The organism is Streptomyces sp. NPDC059740, from assembly GCF_042733155.1.
Taxonomy (GTDB): domain Bacteria; phylum Actinomycetota; class Actinomycetes; order Streptomycetales; family Streptomycetaceae; genus Streptomyces.
Genome location: NZ_JBHWGP010000062.1, coordinates 1 through 22,316 on the forward strand (window position 1 = coordinate 1; position 22,316 = coordinate 22,316).

The 22,316-nt window shown below is 70.2% G+C and carries 21 protein-coding genes and 2 pseudogenes; 8 read left to right on the forward strand and 15 right to left on the reverse strand.

Going from position 1 to position 22,316, the window contains the following annotated elements; genetic code table 11:
• Positions 1-330 (reverse strand): transposase (locus tag ACFV3R_RS33035; protein ID WP_385590893.1); only part of this gene is annotated, 330 nt, incomplete at its 3' end.
• A gap of 212 nt (positions 331-542) precedes the next feature.
• On the opposite strand from ACFV3R_RS33035, the gene ACFV3R_RS33040 reads away from it, so the two are divergent.
• A complete protein-coding gene (locus tag ACFV3R_RS33040; protein ID WP_385590895.1) occupies positions 543-1,034 on the forward strand; it encodes a GNAT family N-acetyltransferase in 492 nt (163 codons plus the stop codon).
• Between the two features lie 323 nt (positions 1,035-1,357).
• Here ACFV3R_RS33040 and ACFV3R_RS33045 read toward each other — a convergent pair whose 3' ends face one another.
• From ACFV3R_RS33045 to ACFV3R_RS33060, 4 genes are all read right to left on the reverse strand, one after another.
• Positions 1,358-1,594, reverse strand: a complete 237-nt coding sequence (locus ACFV3R_RS33045; RefSeq protein WP_385590857.1) for a hypothetical protein — start codon at positions 1,592-1,594, stop codon at positions 1,358-1,360.
• Positions 1,595-1,624: 30 nt separating this feature from the next.
• Positions 1,625-2,044, reverse strand: a complete 420-nt coding sequence (locus tag ACFV3R_RS33050; RefSeq protein ID WP_385590859.1) for a hypothetical protein — start codon at positions 2,042-2,044, stop codon at positions 1,625-1,627.
• A gap of 165 nt (positions 2,045-2,209) precedes the next feature.
• Positions 2,210-2,401 (reverse strand): DUF1918 domain-containing protein, encoded by a 192-nt coding sequence (locus tag ACFV3R_RS33055; RefSeq protein WP_385590861.1) that lies wholly within the window; start codon positions 2,399-2,401, stop codon positions 2,210-2,212.
• Positions 2,402-2,634: 233 nt separating this feature from the next.
• Positions 2,635-3,213, reverse strand: a complete 579-nt coding sequence (locus ACFV3R_RS33060; RefSeq protein WP_385590863.1) for a hypothetical protein — start codon at positions 3,211-3,213, stop codon at positions 2,635-2,637.
• A gap of 196 nt (positions 3,214-3,409) precedes the next feature.
• On the opposite strand from ACFV3R_RS33060, the gene ACFV3R_RS33065 reads away from it, so the two are divergent.
• Entirely contained in the window at positions 3,410-3,616 is a 207-nt protein-coding gene (locus ACFV3R_RS33065; protein ID WP_385590865.1) for a hypothetical protein, read from the forward strand.
• A 4-nt stretch (positions 3,617-3,620) separates the two neighbouring features.
• Positions 3,621-3,875 (forward strand): annotated as a pseudogene (locus ACFV3R_RS33070) (ATP-dependent DNA ligase); the annotation flags it as partial.
• Between the two features lie 151 nt (positions 3,876-4,026).
• Here ACFV3R_RS33070 and ACFV3R_RS33075 read toward each other — a convergent pair.
• The 8 genes and pseudogenes from ACFV3R_RS33075 to tpg form a co-directional block, all read right to left on the reverse strand.
• On the reverse strand, positions 4,027-4,311 hold the full coding sequence (locus ACFV3R_RS33075) for a hypothetical protein (RefSeq protein ID WP_385590897.1): 285 nt from the start codon (positions 4,309-4,311) through the stop codon (positions 4,027-4,029).
• A gap of 134 nt (positions 4,312-4,445) precedes the next feature.
• The gene (locus tag ACFV3R_RS33080; RefSeq protein ID WP_385590867.1) at positions 4,446-4,640 is read right to left on the reverse strand and encodes a hypothetical protein; all 195 of its coding nucleotides are present in this window, start codon (positions 4,638-4,640) and stop codon (positions 4,446-4,448) included.
• A gap of 77 nt (positions 4,641-4,717) precedes the next feature.
• Entirely contained in the window at positions 4,718-6,199 is a 1,482-nt protein-coding gene (locus ACFV3R_RS33085; protein ID WP_385590869.1) for a UvrD-helicase domain-containing protein, read from the reverse strand.
• Between the two features lie 215 nt (positions 6,200-6,414).
• A pseudogene (locus ACFV3R_RS33090) lies at positions 6,415-6,669 on the reverse strand (helix-turn-helix transcriptional regulator); the annotation flags it as partial.
• A 690-nt stretch (positions 6,670-7,359) separates the two neighbouring features.
• On the reverse strand, positions 7,360-8,088 hold the full coding sequence (locus ACFV3R_RS33095) for a helix-turn-helix domain containing protein (protein ID WP_385590871.1): 729 nt from the start codon (positions 8,086-8,088) through the stop codon (positions 7,360-7,362).
• A complete protein-coding gene (locus tag ACFV3R_RS33100) occupies positions 8,089-10,323 on the reverse strand; it encodes a hypothetical protein (protein WP_385590873.1) in 2,235 nt (744 codons plus the stop codon). It lies immediately after the preceding gene.
• Positions 10,324-10,346: 23 nt separating this feature from the next.
• On the reverse strand, positions 10,347-10,937 hold the full coding sequence (locus ACFV3R_RS33105; protein WP_385590875.1) for a DNA-binding protein: 591 nt from the start codon (positions 10,935-10,937) through the stop codon (positions 10,347-10,349).
• Between the two features lie 77 nt (positions 10,938-11,014).
• A complete protein-coding gene (gene tpg / locus ACFV3R_RS33110; protein ID WP_385590877.1) occupies positions 11,015-11,593 on the reverse strand; it encodes a telomere-protecting terminal protein Tpg in 579 nt (192 codons plus the stop codon).
• Between the two features lie 67 nt (positions 11,594-11,660).
• Between tpg and ACFV3R_RS33115 the strand changes: the two genes are divergently transcribed.
• Positions 11,661-12,728 (forward strand): TniQ family protein, encoded by a 1,068-nt coding sequence (locus ACFV3R_RS33115; protein ID WP_385590879.1) that lies wholly within the window; start codon positions 11,661-11,663, stop codon positions 12,726-12,728.
• Between the two features lie 19 nt (positions 12,729-12,747).
• On the opposite strand, the gene tap is transcribed toward ACFV3R_RS33115, so the two are convergent.
• Positions 12,748-14,850, reverse strand: a complete 2,103-nt coding sequence (gene tap, locus ACFV3R_RS33120) for a telomere-associated protein Tap (RefSeq protein WP_385590881.1) — start codon at positions 14,848-14,850, stop codon at positions 12,748-12,750.
• An 893-nt stretch (positions 14,851-15,743) separates the two neighbouring features.
• On the opposite strand from tap, the gene ACFV3R_RS33125 reads away from it, so the two are divergent.
• The 4 genes from ACFV3R_RS33125 (at position 15,744) to ACFV3R_RS33140 (ending at position 20,765) form a co-directional block, all read left to right on the forward strand.
• On the forward strand, positions 15,744-16,319 hold the full coding sequence (locus ACFV3R_RS33125) for a hypothetical protein (RefSeq protein ID WP_385590883.1): 576 nt from the start codon (positions 15,744-15,746) through the stop codon (positions 16,317-16,319).
• 302 nt (positions 16,320-16,621) lie between these two features.
• Entirely contained in the window at positions 16,622-17,359 is a 738-nt protein-coding gene (locus tag ACFV3R_RS33130; protein ID WP_385590885.1) for a hypothetical protein, read from the forward strand.
• Complete coding sequence (locus ACFV3R_RS33135) at positions 17,356-19,698, forward strand: Mu transposase C-terminal domain-containing protein (RefSeq protein WP_385590887.1); 2,343 nt, start codon at positions 17,356-17,358, stop codon at positions 19,696-19,698. Before ACFV3R_RS33130 ends, ACFV3R_RS33135 begins: the two co-directional genes overlap by 4 nt.
• Positions 19,695-20,765, forward strand: a complete 1,071-nt coding sequence (locus ACFV3R_RS33140) for an AAA family ATPase (protein ID WP_385590889.1) — start codon at positions 19,695-19,697, stop codon at positions 20,763-20,765. The genes ACFV3R_RS33135 and ACFV3R_RS33140 overlap by 4 nt, the downstream gene beginning before the upstream one ends.
• A gap of 497 nt (positions 20,766-21,262) precedes the next feature.
• Here the strand turns inward: ACFV3R_RS33140 and ACFV3R_RS33145 are convergent.
• Positions 21,263-22,316, reverse strand: a 1,054-nt coding sequence (locus ACFV3R_RS33145) for a hypothetical protein (protein ID WP_385590891.1), incomplete at its 5' end; no start/stop codon positions are given.

Below are 22,316 nucleotides of genomic sequence, written 5' to 3' on the forward strand. Positions count from 1 at the left end.
CTTCAGGAACCCGGTGTCGTCCACGATCAGCACGCCACCCGGATCCGCCAGGTGCTCGACGACGTACTCGCGCACGTCGTCGAGCACCCCGTCCGTGTCCCAGTCGATCCGGTTCATCAGCCGCTGGATCCGGTCCGGGCCGCCATGGCCGGCTTCCTCGGCCACCGTCCAGCCGTTCTTGCGTTCCAGCGGCGACAGCAGACCCCTCATGTAGGCCAGCACCGACTCCCGCGACTCGCTCCGCGCGAACCGATGGGCAAACCGCTCGTGCAACCCCGCCAGCCCGTCCGACCAGCAACGAGCATCGATCTCGGATATGTCCCCACCCATGAACAGCCCAACGAGCGAACCCGACAAACCGTCACGGTAAGCACCGTTGCAGTACTAGTGCTACTCACCCCAAAGTCCCTGCGGAGTACGTCGGTTGTTCTGCGAGCCTCAGCCTCGTAATAGGCTGAGGCCACTTTCAGTTATTACTGGACGATGGGGGTGCTGCGATGACAGAGCGTGTCCGGGTGGCAGAATCTGAACGACTGGTCCTAATGCGGCCCCATGCCGAGGACTCACCGGCCGTGTTCGCCGTGCATGGGGATCCAGCCACGAACTTGCACAACCCACATGGGCCCCACCGGTCGCTCGACGAGAGCGAGGCATGCCTGAAGGACTGGCTTGCCGATTGGGACCGCTTCGGCATCGGATATTGCGCTGTAGCGCCTCGTGATCAGCCAGAGGACGTGATCGGCTTCGCCGGAGTCCGCGTCGGCCGCCTTGAAGACGAGGAGGTGCTCAACCTCTACTATCGCTTCAGGCCCTCGTCCTGGGGCCAGGGGTTTGCCGGGGAAGCTGCCAGAGCTGCGTTGAAGCTCGCGTGCCCGCTCTTCGTAGACCATCCCGTGGTCGCTTTGATCCGCGAAAGCAACATGTCTTCCCGGCGCCTGGCCGAGCGCTTGGGCTTCCAGGCATGCGATGGCCGGGACCCTGCAGGGCGCCACATCTTCCGGATTCCCGCAGCCGCTTGGCTCATGCGGCTTTGAGCGGGATGCCGCCGTAAGCCCAGCCGAGAGGCTCGGCGGGCCGGTCACCTCACCACGCGCCCGCTCGACCTGTCGCCGGCCCTCCTCAGCGATCCAGTACCTGACCCGGCCGGTAGGCAGGTCACCGACGTGGCGTCAGCCCGGCCCTCACACCTTCGTGGGCAGCGGGCTGCCAGCCGGCTCCCCGCCGGCCGGCAGCGGGCAGGGAAGAAGTGCGGCACGGGCCCAGCCGCCGACCGGGTGGGCTGAGCGCGTGGGCCAGGCCCGACCCGATCACTCGCCACGTCGCGTCCCAGGTCCGGGACGCGTCGTGGCCACTTCACTCAGGGGGCAGGGGTGGAGGTGACGGTGGTGTGCGGGCAGGCCCCAGCCTGCTTGTCCAGGGCCTTCTTCTCCGCAGTGTCGGCGCTCAGCTTCCAGCGCAGCTTGTCACCGACCCAGTCCGCCGCGTACTGGCAGTCCGCCTTCTCCAACGGCGGGAGCCACTGGGCGGGGTCCTTGTCGCCCTTGGTCCGGTTGCTGGCCGCCGAGACCGCCACCAGCGACCGCGCGGCGCCCAAATCGTTCGCGTACGCCTCACGCCGAGCCGGCTACCACTTCGACGCCCCCAAATCCCACGACTCAGCGAGGGGCACGACGTGGTCGATGTCCAGCCGGGAGGCTTCGGTGAAGGTCTTCCCGTCGTAGTACGAACTCCATTCGCCGCCGGTCAGCCTGCAGTGCGCGCCCTGGCGTGGCTTGGTCACCGCCTTGGCCAGGAGGACCTCTTTGCGGGTGTCGTATTGGTCGTGGTCGGCGTCGTCCCACAGGTGGAACTTCTCCCGCTCATACCCGGACCGGTGCTCGGTGCCGGTGGGCAGCTGGGCGACGGCCGCTCGCAGCGTCAGGCCGCTGCTCTTGCCCTCCCCCGCCGTCGACCTCGACGGCGGGGGCGCCCTTCGCGTCCGGGCCCGGGGCGTGCTGCCCGCAAGCCGTCGCGGCCAGAGCAGTGGCCAGGAGGAGGCCGGCAAGGCCGGCGCGGCGGGCGGTGGTGGGCATGGTGGCTCCCTGCGGTAGGCGGCGCGGCCACCGAATCCTCCCCACCAGCTGGCCTGCCGGATCCGGCGGGGGCCGCGCCCGGCCTGCCGCGGGGGCGCACCGAGGCACGGCGTTCAGCAACGTCCCCGGGTGGCGTTCTAGTTTTCCGGGGTTCCTGATTCGATGACGCAGTCGGGCCCTGGGTAGACCAGAGTCTGGTGCCCGTCTGGGAACCTGACCAGGTACGGGGGCGCGCCGTCCGGTCCGCGCACTTCCATGATCTCGCCCGTTTGGTTCATCCCTGCGCCGTGTCCCTTGATGTGGATCCGATTGCCGACCGTCGCATGCATGTGAACCTGCTTTCTTCCCGGAGTTGGTCAGGTTGGGCGGCCCGCTTCGACGAGCGGGTCTACGGGCGAGCTATGTCTTCCACGGGTGAGGGTCTGCATACTGCGTGCCCCCCATGCGGGTTAGCTGTGTCGCTCACCGATCCGTGGGGTCGAGGGCGGCACCCGGCGAGAGAGACCGGCTCCTTGCACTCGGGCACGCTGGCGAGTCTTGTCAGCTGGCCCGTCGGGTCGGCCTACGCCTCGGTGCGTAGTTGGTAGCTGGTGACGCGGGTGCGTGCGGTGGGGGCGTCGAGTCCGAGGGCGGTGCCGATGGTCTCCCAGGACAGTTCGTCCTCCTCCACCGCCCACGCGGCGTGCGCGGCCATCTGGGCGGTGAGGCGTTCGAGGCTGGCGACGGCGCGCAGCGCGGCCACGGGGACCACCTTGACCGCCGTGGTGAGGTGTTCATGGAGCCGCTCGATCGTCTCGGTCAGTTCGGTCGGCAGCGGCACCGCTTTGCGCTCCACGGTCTCGATGTGGCCGCGCCAGTCCTCGTACGCCTCCTCCGCGCCCTGCTCGACTCCGGGACCGTCCGGTTCGTCGGCGGGCAGGGGTCGGTCGGGACCGCGCCACCCGCACGCGCAGGCCGCCCGGCACCGGGCGGCCGCGGGACGGCCCAAGGCGCCGTCGTAGGCCCACCACTCGCGGGTCTGGTGCACCTGCGTTCCGCTGCCCAGGTCCAGGTAGACCGGCTTCGGCTCGCTGCCGTCAGCCAGCACCGCCCCCGCCCAGCCCTCGTGCGACGCCCCGAACTCCGCGTCCCTCCACCCCATCAGGCCTCCCTCACACTCAACGCCGCCGGCACATCCAGCCGGCAACCTGCCGTCGCTGCCGAGCATGGACCGCTACGGCGCGCGAGGGTGGCACTTTCGGCTCGCGGTAACCGGATCGAGCGGCACGCGGGCGCAGGGGCGGCCGTCCGGCCGAGCCCGGCGGGCGGCCGGCGCCTCAGCGGGCGAGGGTGAGGGTATGGGGTCTGCACGCATCGTGGTCCACCCGCCCTCACCGACCGGAGGTCGCCGCGTCACCGCCGACACCGAAATCCTCGGCGTCGCCTACCGCGAGACCGACGTGCTGGAGTTCGCCCGCAGAGCCGGCCTGGACCCCGACACCCTCGACCTGGACGACCCGGCAGCCGTGGAATGGCGCGGCGGTGGCCGCGAGGTGTGGATGTAGCCGCGTGCTTCCCTTCGCCCTGCCCGTCGATCTCGCGCTGGCCCGCCCGGTCGAGACACCGCCCGAAGGGCCGCGGTGGAGCCTGGAGGCGCAATGGGACGGCTGGAGAGCGCAGGTGCACACCGGTGGTGAGCGGATCTTCAGCCGCCACGGAACCGACCTGACCCGCGCCTTCGCCGACATCGCGCAGGCCTGCTCCGACCTGCCCGAGGCGCTGCTGGATGGGGAGCTGGTCGCGGTCACCGACGAGGGGCGGGTGGCCTTCAAGTGGCTCCAGGTATCCGCGCACGATGTGGGGCTAGCCTTGTGGGCGGTGGCGCCACCGCAGATAAGCGTGCAGGGCCCGAGTCTGCACGGTGTGGTTGCTCCTGGACTACCAGCAACGACTACTCGCCTGTTGCCTCTGTGGCTCAGCTCGTCTGTTGCGCTGAAAGGCCATCGACCACTTTTCGGTGCTGCTCGTAGGCCTCGGCCTCTGTGCGCGCCTCGGTCTGTGCGTTACGCCAGTTTGCTCCGTCGTGCGAGACGCCGGTGGCGAACATCGCTCCCACGACGTCATCGGCTCCTTCCCATACGGTTCGGACCAGGATGCCGTCGACCTGGTCTTCGGCCACGACCCGGTAGGCCATGTCATTCCACAGCTCTGCCCACCTGATGAGGTCGATTTCCTGGCCTTGACGGTCACGATGTGTCAAGCCTTCATCATCTCGCTCTGCCGGAGGTAGGCAGCTGAACTCACTTGCTTTGTATTTCCGCAGAAGGCTGGGGCATGAGCGTGACCGTATCTTCTGGGCAGGGGCCGCGACGGCGGCGGGAGCTGATGTGCCCGTCAGCTCCTCTGGAGACGGCTGAGGTTGGTGCAGAGGGTGTTCACGAGCCGACCGTCGTCGAGTAGCACGTCGACGCCGTCACCGTAGTCTGTGTAGGTCTGCTGCACCGTTCCTTCGGTACCTTCAGGCAGGTTTGGATCCGAGAAGTCCAGTGCGACGCGGTCGCCGAGTTGGAGATGAGTACGGCGGGACATGACGACTCCTGGTGTGGGTGGCCCGCTGGGTGCAGCAAGCCATGGGCGGGGCTTTGGCGTGCTGGGGCTGGCGTCTCTTACAGTGCCGGTGAACCGTCGGGGTGGGTGTTGATCCAGGATAGTCCGCCGAGGTCGAGGTGGTGGCGGGCTCGGGTGATGGCGACGTAGGAGAGTCGGGCTTCGCTGGCGTCGATGGGGCCGGGTAGCGGGTTGCCGTGGGCGTCGGTGCGGTCCTCGCTGTCTGCGGGTGGGAGGAAGTCTTCGGCGATGCGTACTCGGGGCCATTCGCGGCCTTTGGCTTTGTGGGCGGTGGAGATGGTGATGTCGGCGTTGGGTTCGGGGGTGAGTTGGGCGACGGCGTTCAAGATGGCGTCGGTGCCGTGGTCGTCGACGAGGGTGACCAGGGGGGCCAGGTCGCGGCCGGAGGGGTCGTTCTCGGCGTAGTCCTGGAGTTCGCCCCAGTTGCGGAAGAGGAGGAGTTCGGGGTGGGTGGTGGGTTTGCCGGCCTTGAGGTCTCGGGCGGCTTGGGCGAGGGCGTGTAGGGCTCCTCCCCCACCGGTCAGCGCTACGCGCAAGCGGGCGTCGAGGTGGTGGAGGACTTCACGCATGGCACCGATGTTGGTGCGGCACAGGACGGTCGCGGTGGGGTGGGAGGGCCCGAGGCGGGTGGGAATGTCGGGGGTTCCGGCCAGGCGGAGGGCGGCGCCGCTGAGGGCGAGCCAGCGGTTGGCTTCTCGGGCGAGGGCGGGGCCGAAGCGGAAGGATTGGGAGAGGTTGAGGTGGGTGCCGGTGAAGCCGGTCATGATGTCGCGGGCGCCGCGCCAGCCGTAGATGGCTTGGGCTGAGTCGCCGACCACGACGATTTGGGTGTGAGGCCGTTGGTGGTGCAGGACGGCTTCGAGGACGGGGTTGGTGTCCTGGGCTTCGTCCAGGAGGAGGAAGTCGGCGGGGATGGTGGGTTCGGTGAGGGCCCAAATTTTCAGGTAGTGGTCGTGGTCGAAGCGGACGACGCCACCGTGGGGGTTTTGCAGGTCGTCCCAGGCTTTGCGGGCGTAGGGCAGGGCGAGGTCGGCGAGGTGGGTGCGGTCCTCGTCGGTGTCGATGCCGCGCAGGGGTGGGACGTGGTGGTGGGCGGGTTCGGGGTCGGCGGAGTGGCAGAAGCGGGTGAGGGCCTGCAGGACGGTGTGGGAGAGGGCCCGGGGGCCGACGTCGCGGGTGCCGATGCGGGTGGTGCGGGTGATGCCGAGTTCTTCTCCGATGCGCCACAGGGGGGCGCGGGGTGAGTTGAGGCGGGTGCGGTAGCGGTGGCCGACGGCGGCGTAGGCCAGGGAGTGTGCAGTGCGGCACTGCACATTGCGGGGGAAGACGCTGGCGGCTGCTGTGGCGATGGTCTTGTTGAAGGCGAGGTAGCGACCCTGTCTGCCCTGCTCGGCGCCATGGGCGGCGAGGAGGGTGAGGGTGGTGGTCTTGCCAGTGCCGGCTCCGGCCTGGAGGGCGAGATGGTCGCCCTTTTTGAAGGCTTCGAGGGCGGCGGTCTGCTCTTCGGTGGGTGCGAGCACGCGGGTCCTTTGCCGTGAGGTCCGTGGCGCCTGTGCGGGCGCGGCGGGTGGGTACGGCCGAAGATGTCAGGCGACACGCGGTGGGTGTGGGTGAGCGGGCCGAGAAGTCCCCCGCGGGTACGCATGCAGCCCGACACCTGTTCCTCATGTGCGCGTGAGATCGAATTCGGATCCCTCTTTGGGTGGTGTCCAGCGGTGGCGCCGGAGGGCCCCGGTGGGCGGTCAGGAGGGGTGTGACCGCTGCACAGGGTGTCGAGGAGTTCTCCGACGGTCGCTCCGAAGGCGTGGGCGATGGCGTGCCAGGTGGCGAGGGAGCCGATGGTGCGACCCTGCTCGATCTCGATGAGCGTGCGTCGCCCCAGGCCAGTGCGCTCGGCGAGCTGGTCATAGCTCCAGCCGGCTGCCGCCCGGCGACGCTCCAGTTCCAAGCGCAGCGCGTCGAGGTCGGGGTCGGGCGGCAAGATCGTCACCCGGCTATCGCACGGCGCCCGTCCAGGCAAAGTCAGTGCATAGGTCTGCCCTATTTCTCGCCGACACACCCCGCGATCAGGGCAGGGGTCTGCACTACAGTGCGCGGCACTCCAGCGGCACAGGCCTCAAGCCGCCGCACTCACCAGGGAGGAGCAGACCATCCGGGCCTACCTGACCCCCACCCCATCGCCACGCCTCTGGACCATCCGCTCACTCCCCCAGAGGGGCAGGGCCCTTCTGGAGTGCGGCCGGTGCGGACCCCTCCCAGCCGCGACAGGCGCCCAGCGCGAACTGCTGAGCCATCTCGCAACTCACGTGCGGATGATGCCGCTGCCCCCTCACCTCCGCACCTGCCAATGCCGAGAGCACGGCTGCTCCTGGCACCCGCGCTCGCGCGGATGCCATGGCCCGGTCATCCTCGCCCTCTCCCGCCGCGGCTCTTCCTGGCGCCTCGCCGACGTCTGCAAGGGCTGCGCGGCCGCTACGCCCCACACCGCAGTCGTGCGAGAAGCTCTTGCAGACTCAAGTGTGGGAGCCACGATCACCGATCCATCGGAGGCAGATGCCGTGGAGGACGCCCCAGACAGCGAGTGGACATGGGAGGACAGCTTCCCCGAAAGCCTCTTCGCGCAGGGTCTATAGACGGCCGGGCCTGACAAGGACTTCGCCATGTGGCCCCCGTCCGCGCTCTACGCCGTGTTGCGGGGGCGCCAGGTGCGGACCTCCAGGTGCAGGATGGAGGCGTCTGGGTGGATGCGGCCCGTCTCTACCAGCCATTGATGTACGGCCGCTGTGACGTCTCCGCCCGCTGCGTCGACACGGCGGGCGAAATCGGCGGCGTCGTGGCCGCCGGTCTGCGCCGAGCCGTAGGCGCGTTCCTCTGTGTGGTCGGCTCGTTGGACGACGCCGCGGCGGATGCCGGGTGAATCGGTACGGCTGCCGGAAGGGTGCACGTAGGCGGTTCTGGCGAGGCGGACGGTGAAGGCGAGGTGCAGACCTTGTCGGGCAGCTTCGGCGATCAGGGGGCGCAGGCGGGCGGATCCGGAGGCGATGGCCTGGGCGCCGACGCGTCCGGTGCCCGATCCGGTGGGGGTGATGAGGACGGCTTTGCTGCGGACGCGGGCGCGGGCTCCGCTGGCGGTGGTGCGGCGGGTGATGTGCCGGGCGGCGATGGCGGTGAGGGCGGGCAGGTCGGTGATGCCGCCCATTTCGATGGCGGTGAGGACTTCGCTGAGGGCAGGGACGAAGGCTGCGCCTTTGTTCTTGGTGTAGAACTGGCTGACCAGTGAGGGGTCGCGCTCGAGGATGCGGGCGATGTCGCGTTTGGTGTAGCCGGCGGCTTGGAGTCGATCGGCGAGTCGCGCGGCCTCGTTCAGCGGGGTCTTGCGGCCGCGGGGGCGCCGGGAGCGGGGCGGCATTTAGGCATCTCCTCGGGCTTGGGCCAGGGCGGTGCGGCCGGCGTCTCGTAGGGCGAGCAGGTCTTCTTCGGTTGTGGGGGCTGGCAGCGGGCCGGTGAGGTGCCCCTTGTTCAGGTAGTCGCCGGGCGTCGTGTGGTAGGGCCAGTTCTGGGGGTGGGTGAGGTAGAGGGCGTCGGTGCGGAAGGCGACGACGGTGCCGGGCGGGGTGTGCAGGGCGCCGGCGAAGGTGTTGTCCTCGCGGTGGCGTTGGGTGAGGAGGGCGGCTCGGGCGGCGGACCAGATGCCGGCGGCCCATTCGGGGTGGGCGTGGGGGTCGCGTGCGAAGCCGGTGGGGCGCTGCCAGGTGATTCTTTCGTCGTCGAAGCCGATGATTTCGGCGTCGGCGGGGATGTCGCGTTCGAGGTGTCGGGGGGTGGTGCCGGTGACGGTGCGGGGGCGTTGGGCGAAGGAGCCGATGCCGTACAGGAGCAGGGCGCGTACTGCGCGGGAGGCGAGGTGGGCGGCGGTGCGCTGGGGTTCGGTGCCTGCGAGGGCGGCTTGGGCGGCCAGGCGTGCCCAGCATTCCTTGAGTTTGCCTGCCCAGTCGTCCAGGGGTTTGCCGTCGTCCCACAGGATGCCGTCGAGGATTTCGATTTTCCAGGGTGCGAGGGGGTTGGTGAGGGCGGTGTGGAGTTCGGGTCCGCCGGCCCAGGTGGTGAAGGTCTGTCCGGGTTGGCGGGGGTAGTGCCAGGCACGGTCGCCGGCGGCGGGGGCGGGGAGCAGGCCGACGTGGTTCCAGTCGTCGGGGACGGTCACGCGCAGGTGCCAGTGTCCGGAGCCGTAGAGGGCCTTGGTCTGCTGCTTTTCGGACCAGTTGGCGAAGGTGGCGGCGGTGATGCGGCGGGGGGTGCCGACGGCGTTCTTCCAGGTGTGCTTGGCGTAGGCGAAGGTGCGGTCGTACTCCACGAGGGCGGGCAGTTGTTCGGGGACGGCGGGTGGGGTGAGGAGTTCGGTGCGTCCTTGGCCTGCGGTGGCGTGCAGGAGGCCGCGCAGTTCCTCGGACAGTACCGGGTAGCCGTCGGCGTATTGGCCGGTGGTGGGGATGGTGCGGGTCCACAGGTCTCGTCCGGTCTGGGAGGGCGAGCCCATGATCACGGCGTCGGGCCAGTGGGCGCGTAGGACTTGCCACAGCAGGACGAAGGCGTCGCGGATGGTCTCCGGGGATGCGCCGGCGGTGTCGAACCACTCCCCTACCGAGCGGATCTCCACGTGGGTCTCGCCGCTCTCGCGCTGGTAGCGGCCGACAGGGTGGCGAGGGTGGACGAAGTGTCCGGCCATCCGGTCTTTTCCGCGGCCGGTGTCGGTGCGCCAGCCGGGGGTGGGGGCGTTGAGCCAGGCTGCGACGGCGTCTTTGAGGTAGGGGTAGCGGTCGGCGTCGCGGTGCCAGGGGTCGCCGGCGGTGATGTAGATCCGCTCCACGCCCTCGGGCAGGGTGTGGAAGACGGCGGTGAGGATCTCGGCCGCGGAGGCGGTGGGCAGGGCGAGTTGGTGGGTCTGGTTGCGGTGGATCATCCGTCCGGTGGCGGCGTCCAGGAAGACGGTGGAGCGGGCCTGCTGGGTGAAGTTGGGTCGGGTGGAGGCCAGGTTGGGAGTGTGAGCGAACCACCGCTCCCCCTCCTCCCCCAGGGGGATGGAGGGAAGGCTGCGGGGCGCGTGGGGGGGCTGCGGCACGGCGGCGGGGCTCGGTGTCGGCTCCGGCGCGGGGGGTTGTTCGGCGGTGGGGGTGGACGGTGCGGGAGCCGGTGCCCGGTCGGTCCGGGGCGCGTTCGTGGTTCCCGTTGGGTGCGCAGTGGCCTTGGGCTCCGGCGTGGGGGCGCCTGTGGTGGCGGCCGGAGCAGCGGACTGCGCCGCCCGGGTTTCGGCGGCCGGGATCGGTGGGGCGGACGCCGGAGCGGGCTCAACTGCGGCAGGGGCGGCATAGTGCTCGGTAGCGGGTGCCTGCGGGGCGATGGGGCCAGCCGGGGTGGTGGTGAGTTGATCAGGCGCGAGTTCGGGGACGAGGGCGACGACTTCGACCAAGCTCAGCCCGGCGGCCGGGGCGATCCGTTCCGCCTTCGCCTTGCCGTGGCTCGCCAGCTGGGCGATCCGCTTGTTGCGGTCGGCTTCCAGCTTCGCCAGCGCGGCTCGGGTCTTCTTGATCTCGTCCCGCACCGTGCGCAGTTCGGCCAGGGCGGCGGTGTAGGCCTTGGCATCCATGTCGGTTCCTCGAGGGGCAGTGGTCAGCGGGTGGTGGAGCGGTAGGCGATGGCGCCGCCGGAGTCTGAGGGCAGACGAGTGCCGAGGAGCAGTTCGGCGAGCGTGCGGTCAGCTGCGGGGCCGGGGGGCAGGTGCGTGGTGGGGGTGACGAGGTCCGTGATGTATCCGGCAAGGCGTGCGTCGAGGAAGGCGTGGCGGCCGTGGTCGTCCTTGTGCCAGGTGTCCAGGCCGGTGAGGACGGCCACGACGTAGCCGGACAGTGTCACGGGGAGCACTCCCCCGGCCGCCACACTCGCCGGGTCGCAACGCCACCACCCTCGCAGGGCCTTGAGTATCGCCTCGGGCGGTAGCGCGGCGGAGAAGCCGATCCAACTCCGTCCGGGCTCCTGCACGGGTCTCGCCGCATCCACGCGCAGCACGGCGACCTCCCCTCCCGGGAGCCGGTGCAACGGGGCCGCCTTGCGGGTGGTGAGGGCCTGGACGGTCTCCAGCGGTGTCATTACGCGCACGCCGCGGTGCGAGAGGCCTGGGAGCAGTTCGGCGTGGATGAGGCGGCGGAAGGTGGTGATGGCGCAGCCGAGAGCTTCCGATGCCTGCCCGGTCGTCAGCAGCATGCCCCGTCCCCTTCAAGCGCACTCTGATATCTGATCGGGGACAGACAATACATGACCGAAGAAGGACGCCGTGGAGGTCAGTAGTAGAACTCCAGGAAGTCGATTCGTTCCAGGCTCACGCTTTCCTTCGCCAGTGCGGGGCGGTCGCGGTGGAAGTAGCAGGCGCTGAGGGCTCCGTTGAGGATGGTGCGCAGCGCTTCCTCCGGCTCCCTCTGGTGCTGGGCGGCGAACAGGCGCTGAGGATAGGGGGCGGTCAGACTCAGGGTGAGGAATCTCAGGCGGGGGTCGTCGCTTGATCCGGCGGCCGCGGTGAAGCCCAGCCAGGCACGGAAGCTGAGCATCATGTGGCCGTTGTTGGCGATGATGGCCTCGTGCGCGCGACGGCGCACCCGAGGCTGCCAGAGGCGGATGACTTCGCGTTCAACGGCTGGGCGGAGTGGGTGGTCTTGCGGTGTCTGCTCAAGGGTGCGTAAGACGCGGAGAGCGGCAGGGTCAGTCTGCAGGCGGTGGGCGAGGGCGGCGGAGTCGTGGCGGTACTGCTTGAAGAGGTAGGCCAGCTGGCCTCGCATGGACAGGGGCGGTTTGCGGGTCCAGTGCCGGGAGTCGGCCCGGTCGAGGGCTTCGCGGATGGTGTTGGCGCTCAGAGGTAGTGCCATGGCGGGTCTTTCCTGGTGAGTGGCTTGATCGTGCGGCGTGAGCAGCGTGTGGTGCCACGATCGCCGCATGGTGAGCGAAGGGCCGCTGGCGCGGCTGCCGCAGCGTGCGGTGAGGGTGCGGGGTGAGACGGTCGCGTCGTTTCTGTGGCGGCTGGCGGGTTTGAACGGGCTGGCCTTTGAGGACCTGGCCTGGCGCATCGGGGCGGCCAGGACCGTGCGGGCGGCGGATCCGGCCGTCGAGGAGGTGTGGCTGGGCCCGGTGGCGCTGCAGCGTCTGGCGGAGGTCAGTGGGCATGATGCGGCATATCTGACGCGGGCGCTGGTCTCGCTGGGGCAGAGCCGGATCAGTGCGCGGGCACGCCGTCAGGTGCAGGTGGAACCGTGGCCGCAGGGCTGGCTGCCGGTGCAGGCGTGTGCGGGGTGTGCGGCGGGGCTCGGTGAGAGGCCGGTGTGGCGGGTGCCGGGCGGGCAGTGGGCAGTGTGCACGCGGCACGGGCGATGGACGGAGGTGGAGCAGGGGCAGTTCCAGGTGCGTCTGGAGGGGCTGCCGGAGGTGGTGGAGGCGCATGTGCGCCGGGTGCGGCTGGAGCGTCGTACGGGTTTGTATGCGCGGGCGTTGCTGGCCGATGCGCAGCAGGTGGCGGTGTATTGGTGGCAGTGCCGTCAGATGGCGTGGCGGGGGGTGTGGCGGGCTCGGCAGGAGGCCTTGGGCGTGGACCGTTCGGCGTTGTGGGCGGTGCCGCTGGTGGTATATCCGGAGACGGTCGTGGTGGCGGAGTCCATGGCGGTGCGTGAGCGGCAGCGGGCGGTGGGGCGCAGTTTCGCAGGCGGGCCGGCGGGCTGGTCGACGGGCCGGTGGGTGCAGTGGGTGGGTGATCGGCTGGGCATGGGTGAGGAGATGGCGGCCGGGGGGCATCGCGGGCTGGAGGCGTGGCTGGTGTCGCACCGCAACACGGTGCCGGTCGTGGAGCGCCTGGCGCGCGCTGAGGCGCGGGCCGTGCCGCGGAGCGCGCCGCTGGCGCTGCTGGAGCCGCATCGGGTAGTTCCTGTTCACGGTCGGCTGGAGGAGGTCTCGTGCCTGCCCTGGAGGCTGGGGTCGCCGATGACTGGCATGCCGTTCAGGCCCGCAGGGTGAAGGCCGTTTGGGCAGCGGCTCAGGCTCCGGGGGTGTCGTTTTTGATGTAGCGGGCGGGGTTGAGCTGTTGGGCGAGCTGTTGCTGGTACCACGCCATGGTCTGGACGCCCTCCTCCTTGCAGAAGCCGGGGTTGACGCCCAGCCGGATCGCTCCCTGGACGCCGAGCTGGTCGGGGCCCACAGGGACGACGTCGAGGGCGGTGGGCGCCTGGGCGGGGTAGAGGACGCAGTCGGAGAGGACGGCCAGGGGGTAGCGGCCGGTCTGGGCGGCGGCCTTGCGCATTTTGCCGTGCAGGGTGACGCGGGCCTTGGCCACGACGGCGGCGCGGATGTCCGGGCGCCAAGTCGCCTTCTCAAGGGCGGGCCAGCGTGTGTGGGGAGTGGTCAGGTCACGGGGGCCTTCGCGGAGCTTTCCCAGCCCCCCCTTGGCAGTGGCTTTGATGGCTGCGAGCAGGGCGAGCAGGGTCGGATCGGCGGTGGACAGGCGGCTCATGCCAGCCAGGTAGTCGGCCTGGGGGATCTTCTCGTGCACGCCGAGGTCGGCCATGGTGCGCATGTAGGCGTTGCGCAGGTGCTTGTACCAGGGGTCCAGGTAGCGGCCGCTGTCGTCGCGGAGCCAGGCCTCGGTCGGGCGGATGTCCGCTCCGAGGGTCTGGGCGTGTTCCAGCGTGGGGGTGGTGTACCAGGCGGGTCCGGTCGGTGGCTGGCCGGTGTCGGTGAAGGGAGAGGGCAGGCGGGGGTCGGTAGGGATCTGGGACAGGTCGCAGTACCAGCTGCCGGGGATCTTCTTGTCGAAGGCGGGGTCAGTGACGTGGCGGGGCGGGGCGTTGAGACCGACGGACAGGCTGGAGGCGGCGCTGAGGAAGGCGAGATTGATGTCGAGCCCGACGACGTAGGGGAACTGGGTTTCCTGGGCGTCGGGGCGGCGGCACCAGTCCCAGGCTTCCTCCTGCATGGCCTGCCCGGGCGGGCGCCCCTGAGCGAGGGGGTGGATATCGGGGGCTTCTGGAGGGGCGGGGTCCAGGGGCTGGTGCAGGGCGCCGGGGTTGGGGCCGGAGACTCGTCCGTTGCCGGAGGGGGCGGGCACGGCTCTGGTCGGCGGGCGCAGGGCGGTCATTAGTTCCTGGCCGCACACGGCGGTGGAGCCTCGGGGGGTCAGCACGCGCGTGGTGTAGGTGCCCAGCAGGCGGGCGAGGTCGTCCGGTGCCAGCGGGGGGAGGTTCCAGCCGTCGTCGGCCAGGGCTCCCCAGGCCATGACGGCCAGTTGCACCGAGGCACGCTGCCGGTTCACGACGGGCCGGTAGATGCGGGGCCAGGGGCCGAACCCTCTGCGGGTCAGGCGGAATCCTGCCCGGCGCAGTTGTTCGTGGACCGGATGGGAAGAGGGCAGGCGCAGGCTGCGGCGGTCTTCGAGTGCGGCGGGCAGGCCCAGTGCGGTGCTGGCCGGAGGGGTTAGGACGATGAGGGGGTCGCCGGGCCGGTCGTGGGTGGAGAGCGGTTCTCGGTGCAGGCGGTTGTCCAGGGCCCACTGGAGCAGGCCGATGAGGTCGTCGGCTTGCAGCGGGAGTGGGGGTGTGTCGGGCAGGTGGGCGGTCAGGGTGCCGGCGTGGTCGACGACGGCCAGCGCCTGCGCGGGGCCGGTTTGAGGCCGGGCTGGCGGGCGCAGCGGCGCGGGGGGACGGGATGCGGGGGCCGGCGATCGGGGTGCGCGGGCCGGAGGCTGCGGCGTGCGGGCCGCAGCCTGGGGTGCGGGCTGTGCGGGCGGGGCGACGGGCGTGTGGAACAGGGACTGCTGTTCGGCCGGGCCGGTCTTGCCCGTGCGGGTCGTCTGCCGCGGAAGCGGGGTGGAAGCCGGCTGCAGGGCCGCCAGGCCGTCGAGGAGGCGCGCGTAGGCGGTGCGTTGGGCGGCGAGCGGCTCTTGTGTTCCGGCTTCCCATTCAGTGACGTCGTCCGGCCGGCAGCCGAGAGTGCCGGCTATCTGCCGGGCGGACAGGCCGGCGCTCTGGCGCAGCCGTGTCCGTTCACCGAGCGGGGGCAGCGCGATGCGCGGGCCAGTCAAGTCGGCGAGCAGGTTGTCCACTCGTGCGAAGAGTTCGGCCTCGTCAGGGTGGCGGTCGGACACGGCGCCACTGTCCCAGAGAGGCCGGTGGGGTGATCGATTTTCTGCCATGCCGTGCCGGGGGCGGCGGGGCGGTGTGGTCCGGTGGCCGCGGGAGCGCGGGGCCGGTTGCCGCCGGGCGCGCTGCGGCGACGTGACGTGAAATGGCTCTCCTGTGCTTTCGTGGCCTGGCTGGTCTGCTGCCGTCTTCCCGGGCTGGGCGGGGCCGTTGGGCGTGCGCGGCGCAGGTGCTGGCTGTCGTCGCCGGCGTGACCGGCTGGCGTGCTGTCTGTCGCGCACGGATGCAGGGTGCGTGTCGTGGAACCGATGCGGCCGCAGAGCGTGTGACCGAAGCGGTGCTGGTTGGTGCACCGCGCCGCTGCCGGGCGGGACGGGCGGGCGCCCGCCCGAGAGTCAGGGGGCTCGACGCGGAGTTCCCCGAGACGCTCATGGCCGGCGAAGGGACCTCGCGCGGTCTGACGGTTTCCGCTGTGGGCGGCCGGAGGAAGTGGTGGCCGGTCGGTGGTGGCTCGGGGGCGCCTGCTGCGGGGCGGCCCGCAGGGCTGCGGGCTGTGGGTCAGCCGTCCTGGCGCCGTGGTGCCACGGCGGCCCAGGTTCGGTTCCCACACCATGAACAGCCGATCCACTGGACCTCCACCTCGCCCCCACCCTCGAGGGCATCTACACGTACGCCGGGTCGCAGGACAGTGAACGGACTTGCGACTTCCGTATGCACCTAGCAGTACCTCGCCCGTGGGGGAAATCTCCACGTGCCCCGCAAGCACGACGAGGTGATCTGGGACGGTCAGCGCACCGTCGCGCTCGGCACCTGGATCCACCTAACTTTGCAAAACACCCGAAAGGCTCACGGAGGATGAACGGCAAGCCAGCAATTGCGCCCGGCCCGGATGTAGGTGATGGAAGTTGTTGAGCTGCTGGTTGAGCCACTGCCCCAGGGGGACGCCGTCACGGGTCTTGTAGGCTGCGGGCCCTGTTCATTGGGCGCCCTGCATCTGGCCGCGTTCTGGTGGAACAGCCCCTCCCTGTCGCCCCCGGTGTGGGAGAGTCTCCGCGCAATGCTTACGGGACCGGTCGGCAGTGATCTGCGCATCGCGCCTCTGGTCTGCTATCCGGAGGTCCTTCGCCTGCCCGGGCTGCTCGCGCTGTGGGAGCGGCGGCGGATGCACAGAACCCGGAGTGTCGCGGACGATCGCGACTGGCTCGAGCAGACGGGCCGACTGGTGGAGGAATGGGGCATGCCAGCGTTGTGGCCGGTGGGTCTGTGGATGCGCCAGCACAGCGGCCTGCCGCAGGCCGCCGGTGAACCGCGGCCGGCTCGGGGGCGGTGGCGGCGGCTTCCCGTACCTCTCCCCCATGCCGCTGTTCCCGTCGATACGCATATGGAGCAGCTGACGTGCCTTCCCTGCCGCTTCGGTGACGAGCCGCAGCTGCCCGATGCCACGCAGGTCTGGTCGGTGGCCGGCCAGACATGAACAGACCAGCGCACCGGCTGCGGGGGCTGTGCTGGCGGTGGCGCCCGCAGCGGCCGGGCGGGCAACTGGCCGTAGACGACGGCTTCCTGCGGCACCGGAGCAGCCGCACATGCCTACCCTGGGGGCTGCGCGTTCATGCGCCACGGGGCACCGGCGGCCGGGGCGGGACCGTTGCGGGCTGCGGTCCGACCGCCCGCGCGGGCCGCCTGCGATGGGACGGGGTCACGTGTCGTGGTGTGCCATCGTTCGTGACGGCAGATCAGTCTTGCGGCTGAGGCATTGCCTCGGCAGGGCGGGACGCGGTGGAAAGGGAAGACTTGGGCGTGGAGATACGGGTGGAGTTCCGCAGTGCGGCGGGCCGTTCCTGCCAGGACGAGCCAGCAGGTCTGCGCGGCGTGCCGGTGGAGGCCCGCGCCCCGCTGTCGCAGCCGCGCGCCTACCGCGGCCGCCGCTCGAAGATCACGAAGTGGACGTCAGCGTCCAGCGGGTGGGCTGTGTGGTGCTCCAGCGACATCCAAAAGAGCGCAGCCATGCTCCTGGACTTCGATCCTGACATCGCGTGCTTCCAGTCCAACGTCGTCCAGGTGCACTGGGAGAAGAACGGCAAGCACGGCACCACCGAGCCGGCATTCATGGCCCGCACCCGACAGGGACAGCGGCTGGCGATCGTGCACCCGCCCCGTAGCACTGCAGGCTTGGAGGAGGAGGCCCTGCAGCAGACGGCCGAGGAAGCCGGATGGCGGATCCGGCCGCTTACCGTGCCGCAGGGGGTGCTGCGGTCCTCGCTGCGCACGGTCGCGCATTTCCGCCATACCCGGATCCCCAGCGAGCAGGACCGCCACCGGGTCCTGGCCGCCTTCGCCACGCCCCTCCCGCTGACCGCCGGGGCGGCCCGGTGCGGGCTGGGCCCGCCGTCGATGGACTACGCATGGCACCTGCTGTGGACGGGAGAGCTGTCCTGCGACTGGGGGCGACCGCTGCTGCCGACCTCGCGGGTGTGGGCCAGCGGGAGGGACACGAGCAAGGAGTCCGAGGGATGACAACGGCCGCCGTACAGGCCGGCCCTGAGCAGCCGGGCACCGGGCTGCGGCTGGGAGCACGGCTGCGTTGGCAGGGCGGCACCTACCGGGTGGTGGCGCTGCAGGGCACGGAGGTCCAGCTGGTCTGTCTGGACGCGCAGGGGCAGGACGCGCGGGCGCTGGTCTCAACGGTGACAGGCGCCGGCGACTACGCCCTGCTGGACGAAGAGGACCGCACGGTGCCGGAGGAGCGCCTGGCCGACACCAGCGTCCTGTCCCTGCTGCCCGCGCAGGAGCTGGAGGCGGTGCGGCAGTGGGAGCGGCATCTGCGGGAGATCGACGAGGGGGTGCCGCTGGGCGCCGGGGAGGGCGCGGTGCCGCGGCCGGGCTACGACCCGGACCGGTTCACGGTGCGCGAGCGGGTCGCCACCAAGGCGGCAGAGCTGAAGGCCCTGGGGTACAAGCACGCCTCGGCCGGCACGGTCGAGCGGCGGCGCCGGGCCTACCGGGCGCGCGGTGTGTTCGGGCTGGTCCGTGAGGTCGTGCAGGGTTCGCTGTGGGGGCGCACGGACGAGCGCGTGGTGGAGCTGCTGTTGGCGGAGGTCGCGGCGTTGCAGGACGAGTCGGCCGGGGACGGCAGTCGACTGTTCGAGCGGCTGCAGGCCGCTGTCCGGCAGGTGTATCCGGACGAGCACGAGAAGTTGATGGTCTCGCGGGCGACGTTCTACCGGCTGTTGGGGCGTCTGGGCCTGAGGGTGGAGTCGCTGCGCTGGCCGACCGAGCGGCGGCTGGACGGGGCCAACGGCGCGGTGGCCCCCTACCGGCCGACGGTCGCCCTGCGTCTGGGCGAGCGGGTGGAGATCGACACGACCGGTCTGGACGTGCTCGCGGTCGGGGACAATGGCCGGCCTGTGCAGGTGGAGTTGACCGCGGCCATCGATGTGGCCTCTCGCACGATCATCGGGGCGATGATCGTGCCGAAGTCGCCGGGCGTCGGCCCGCGGGGCAAGAGAGTGGGCGGCCGTGCCACCCGTTCCTTCGACGCTGTGCTGATGCTGGCCCAGGCGCTGGCTCCCATGCCGGGCCGGCCGGGATGGTCGCCCCGGGTGCTGGCCGAGCACTCCCAGCTGCCTTATGCCGATCTGGTGGCGTGTGACCCGCGCCTGGTGGGCGCCGCCGCCCGTCCGGTGATTCGCCCGAAGATGATCGTCGTCGACCACGGCAAGATCTTCAACAGTGAGCACTTCGACGACGTCTGTCGGATGCTGCACATCGATGTCCAGCCGGCCCGCGACGGTACCGCCACGGACAAGCCGACCATCGAGAGCAGTTTCAATGCGGTCAAGCGCCGGTTTTGCCAGTACGTCGCCGGTTACACCGGGTCCGATCTGTCCCGGCGCGGCAAGCACGTGGCGGACGGCCCGCTGTGGAGTGTGAACGAGCTGCAGGACCTGCTGGATGAGTGGATTGCGCTGGACTGGCAGCAAACGCCGCACGACGGGCTGCGCAGCCCGTTTCTGCCGGGCCTGACGGTCAGCCCGAACCGCATGTACGCGACGCTGGTGGCCGCCCAGGGACACGTCCCGCTGGCGCTGACGCCGCACGAGAACCGCAAGCTGCTGCCCTTCAAGCGCCTGAAGGTGACAAACACGGGCGTCACCATCGACAACCGCACCTACAACAGCCAGGCGCTCCAGGAGTACAAGGACCGCCACTCCGGGCTGCCCGGGCAGGGCAAGCGCTGGCAGATCCGCTACAACCCCTACGCACCGCGGCTCGTGTGGCTGTGGGACCACACCACGGACGGCTGGGTGCCGGCGGAGTTCATCCACCAGGGGCTCATCGACGACGAGTGGAGTCAGTGGGTGTGGGAGCAGGCCACGCTCAAGGTGATTGCGGACGGCGGGAGCAAGGAGCACCAGCGGGCCATCGCCCGGGAGGTGTCGGCGCTGCGAGAGCGGGCCCGGCGCGGGCCCGACCGGCACCGGCAGCGCCCGCCGGCCCTGTTCACCGGGCCCGTTTTGGACCTGGAGGTGCCAGAGGCCGATCCGTATGCGGATGTGGCCGACCCCGACCCGGCAGCGGTCGTGCGCGCGCCGTCACTGCCCCAGAACGCGGCGGAGATTCTGTCCTTCTCGGCCGCCACTGCCCCGCCGATCTCCCCGGCGCAGGAGGACGAGGAGGGTCCCGAGCGCGTGCCGCCCGCTGTGGCCGGGCCAGACTGGCGCAGCTTGCGGGGCGGTGCGGCCGATGTGTTCGTTCTCGCGCGATCCCCTGCCTCATCCCGTGGTGGTGGCGCCGGCGCGCAGGGCGGCACCCGGGAGGACATGGAAACGACAGAAGACGGTGGAAAGACGTGAGCAGGGAAGAACTGATCCGTTCCTTTGGCCCCGAGGTCGCCGACACGGTGGTCCAACCCATCGACGTGCCGCTGCTGACCACGCGTGAGGGCTGGGACCGTGAGGCGTCACGCCGGCTCGTCCCGCCCTCGCTGGCCGACTGCGCTCCCAAGGGGACCCGGGTCGGACCTCGGGATCCGCGCATGATGTATCACGGGGAGATGCTGCCCGTGGCCACGCCGGCACTGCGGCGGGGGCTGCTGGATGCCCGGCGTCAGCTGCGCAAGAACAGGTTCCGCGCGGTGGGGCGGAGCACGGACATGGTCCTCGACGGCGACCGTGGATGCGGCAAGACCACGCTGCTGGTGCAGATCGGCCGCGGCTTCCAGGGGCTCATCGAACAGGACCAGGGAGCCGATCCCAACCGGATCCCAGTCGTCTTCATCACCGTCCCGCCGGACCGTGATAGCAACCAGCACTGGTCGCTGCCCTTTGCCGAGTTCCTGGGGCTGAGTCACACGCTCCATCCCGACAGCCGCAGCCGCCGCCCCGCGGACATGACCCAGCCGGTGGCCCACGTGATGAACAGGGCCCGGACCCGGCTGGTCCTCGTCGACGGCATCAACCGCATCCAGGACAGCGAGATCAGGGCCGCGTTCGACTATTTCGAGAGCCTGCAGGAAAGCACCAACGTCACGTTCATCTACTGCGGCACCGGTGCCCGCGAGATCGTTCACGAGGCCCGCTACGGTAAGCGGCGTATGACCCTGCCGGGCGCCGTGAAGGGCGACAGCTACTTCAGTGATCTTCCGGTCATGTGGGCCGGCGTCATCCCCTACGGCGACGACTGGCACGGCGTCGTGCAGGCCTTCGACGAGGACCTGCGCCTGTACGATCACGAGCCCGGATCGCTGCTGGGGCTCTCCCGGTACCTTCACAAGCGCACCGGCGGCTACATCTCCTCGCTCAACGACCTGATCTGCATCGCGGCGCAGGAGGCCATCGAGAACGCGGACAAGGACACCGACGAGGCCATCACCAAGGAGCTGTTGAACGACATCCGCATCGGCCGCGGCGACAGCCGCTGACCGACCCGCCCCGCACGGCGAGCCGCACGCTCCCGGATCACGCCCACTGGGCAGTACTCAGCCCCGGCACAGGGCGGGCCGGGGGACGCCGGGCCCCCGCCGTGCCGGGCCTATGCCGCGGGCAGGCCGTCCAGGCTCTGGCCACTCACGTACGCGCTGGTGGCCTTACCGCGGGTGCCCGGGGTTCACGTCAGCTGCCCGCCGTCTTCGCGCTCCGCCGCCTGACGTGGGCCGATTCGAGGTGGACCCGTTCTTGTCCCAGGAAGAGGTTCATCCCGGCGAGCGTGAGGGGCAAAAGGATGAGGAAAGTCGGTGCCTCGGAAACGTCGGCCGGGGGTGACCGGTGTGGGAGAGCCATCCTTGGGGAGGGTGAGTTCCATGCGGTCCCATTCGTAGCCTGCTGCACGCATCCTTGCGCTTTCATAATCTCGGGCAGCACTGACCATTCCGAACCAAGCAGACAGGCGAGCGCGCGGGCGACCCGGCACCCGCGCGCTTCAGGAAGACGGGCGGAAGCCGGCCAAGGCGCGGCCCACGTACGTCCGCGCGGCAGCGCGGGCCTGCGGGCCGTCGAAGACGGCAGTGTGGGACACGATGAAGTCCGGGATCCCGTCGGCCTCAGTCAAGATCAATCCGTCCTCGCGCAGGCGATGTTCGGTGAAGCCAGGAAAGACGCCCTTGCCGATCGGAGTGTGCGCCCAGGGGTTGTGCAGGATGTGGAAGCCCTCGCTGAACGTCTCGTGGTCCTCGGCCTCGTAGTCCCCGATGACGTAGGCGTGCCGCAGGGGGCGGTCGGCGTTCGGGTCAGGGTCGGGCAGCATGCCGTAGCGCACGAGCGCGACATCGTCAGGTCCGTAGCCCCGCTCGGTGCCCATGCGGTGAAATTTCGCGATGGTGGCGCTGTTGGAGAAGATGACGGACGACAGATGCGCCGCCTCGGGCTGGGCGAACAGGCCGCTGGCGATACTGTTTCCGTTGTGGCGGTGTTCCGCGATCTTCTCGCTGGCCAGCACGAGGTTGCCGTCGCCATCGCGGGTTGCCACATCGCGGCGCCCGAACAGGTAGCTGATCAGCGGACCGATGGTTTGGAACAAGGCGGCGGGGTGGTGGAACGACTCCAGGGCGATGACGAACGGACGGCCCTCGATGTGGGGCTTCTGCCAGTAAAAACGGCCCTGAGCGTCGGTCTTTTTGAGCTTGCGCCGGAGCGCCTTGGCGCATTGGAACACGAACTCCGTTTCGGCGCCCTCCGGGTCCTGGGGAACGAGAGGATGCGCGTCCGGGGAAGCCTGCCCGGCCGCCGCCTCGCCCTCGGTATCGGCATAGGACTGAGTGGGGTTGCTGGTGGTGGCCTCGATGGCGACCGGGTGAGGACCCCCGATGAGGAAGTCGGGCGCCCCACCGGTGCGCTCCAGGGTGTGGCCCTGTTCCTGGAACGCACCGGCCAGGGCCAGCTCTAGGGCGCGTATCGAGTCGTGATCAATCTGCGAGTTCCCCGCTCGCGATGATCGGTGATCCTGTAGATCGTCTTGCATGACGCGAGCGCAACTG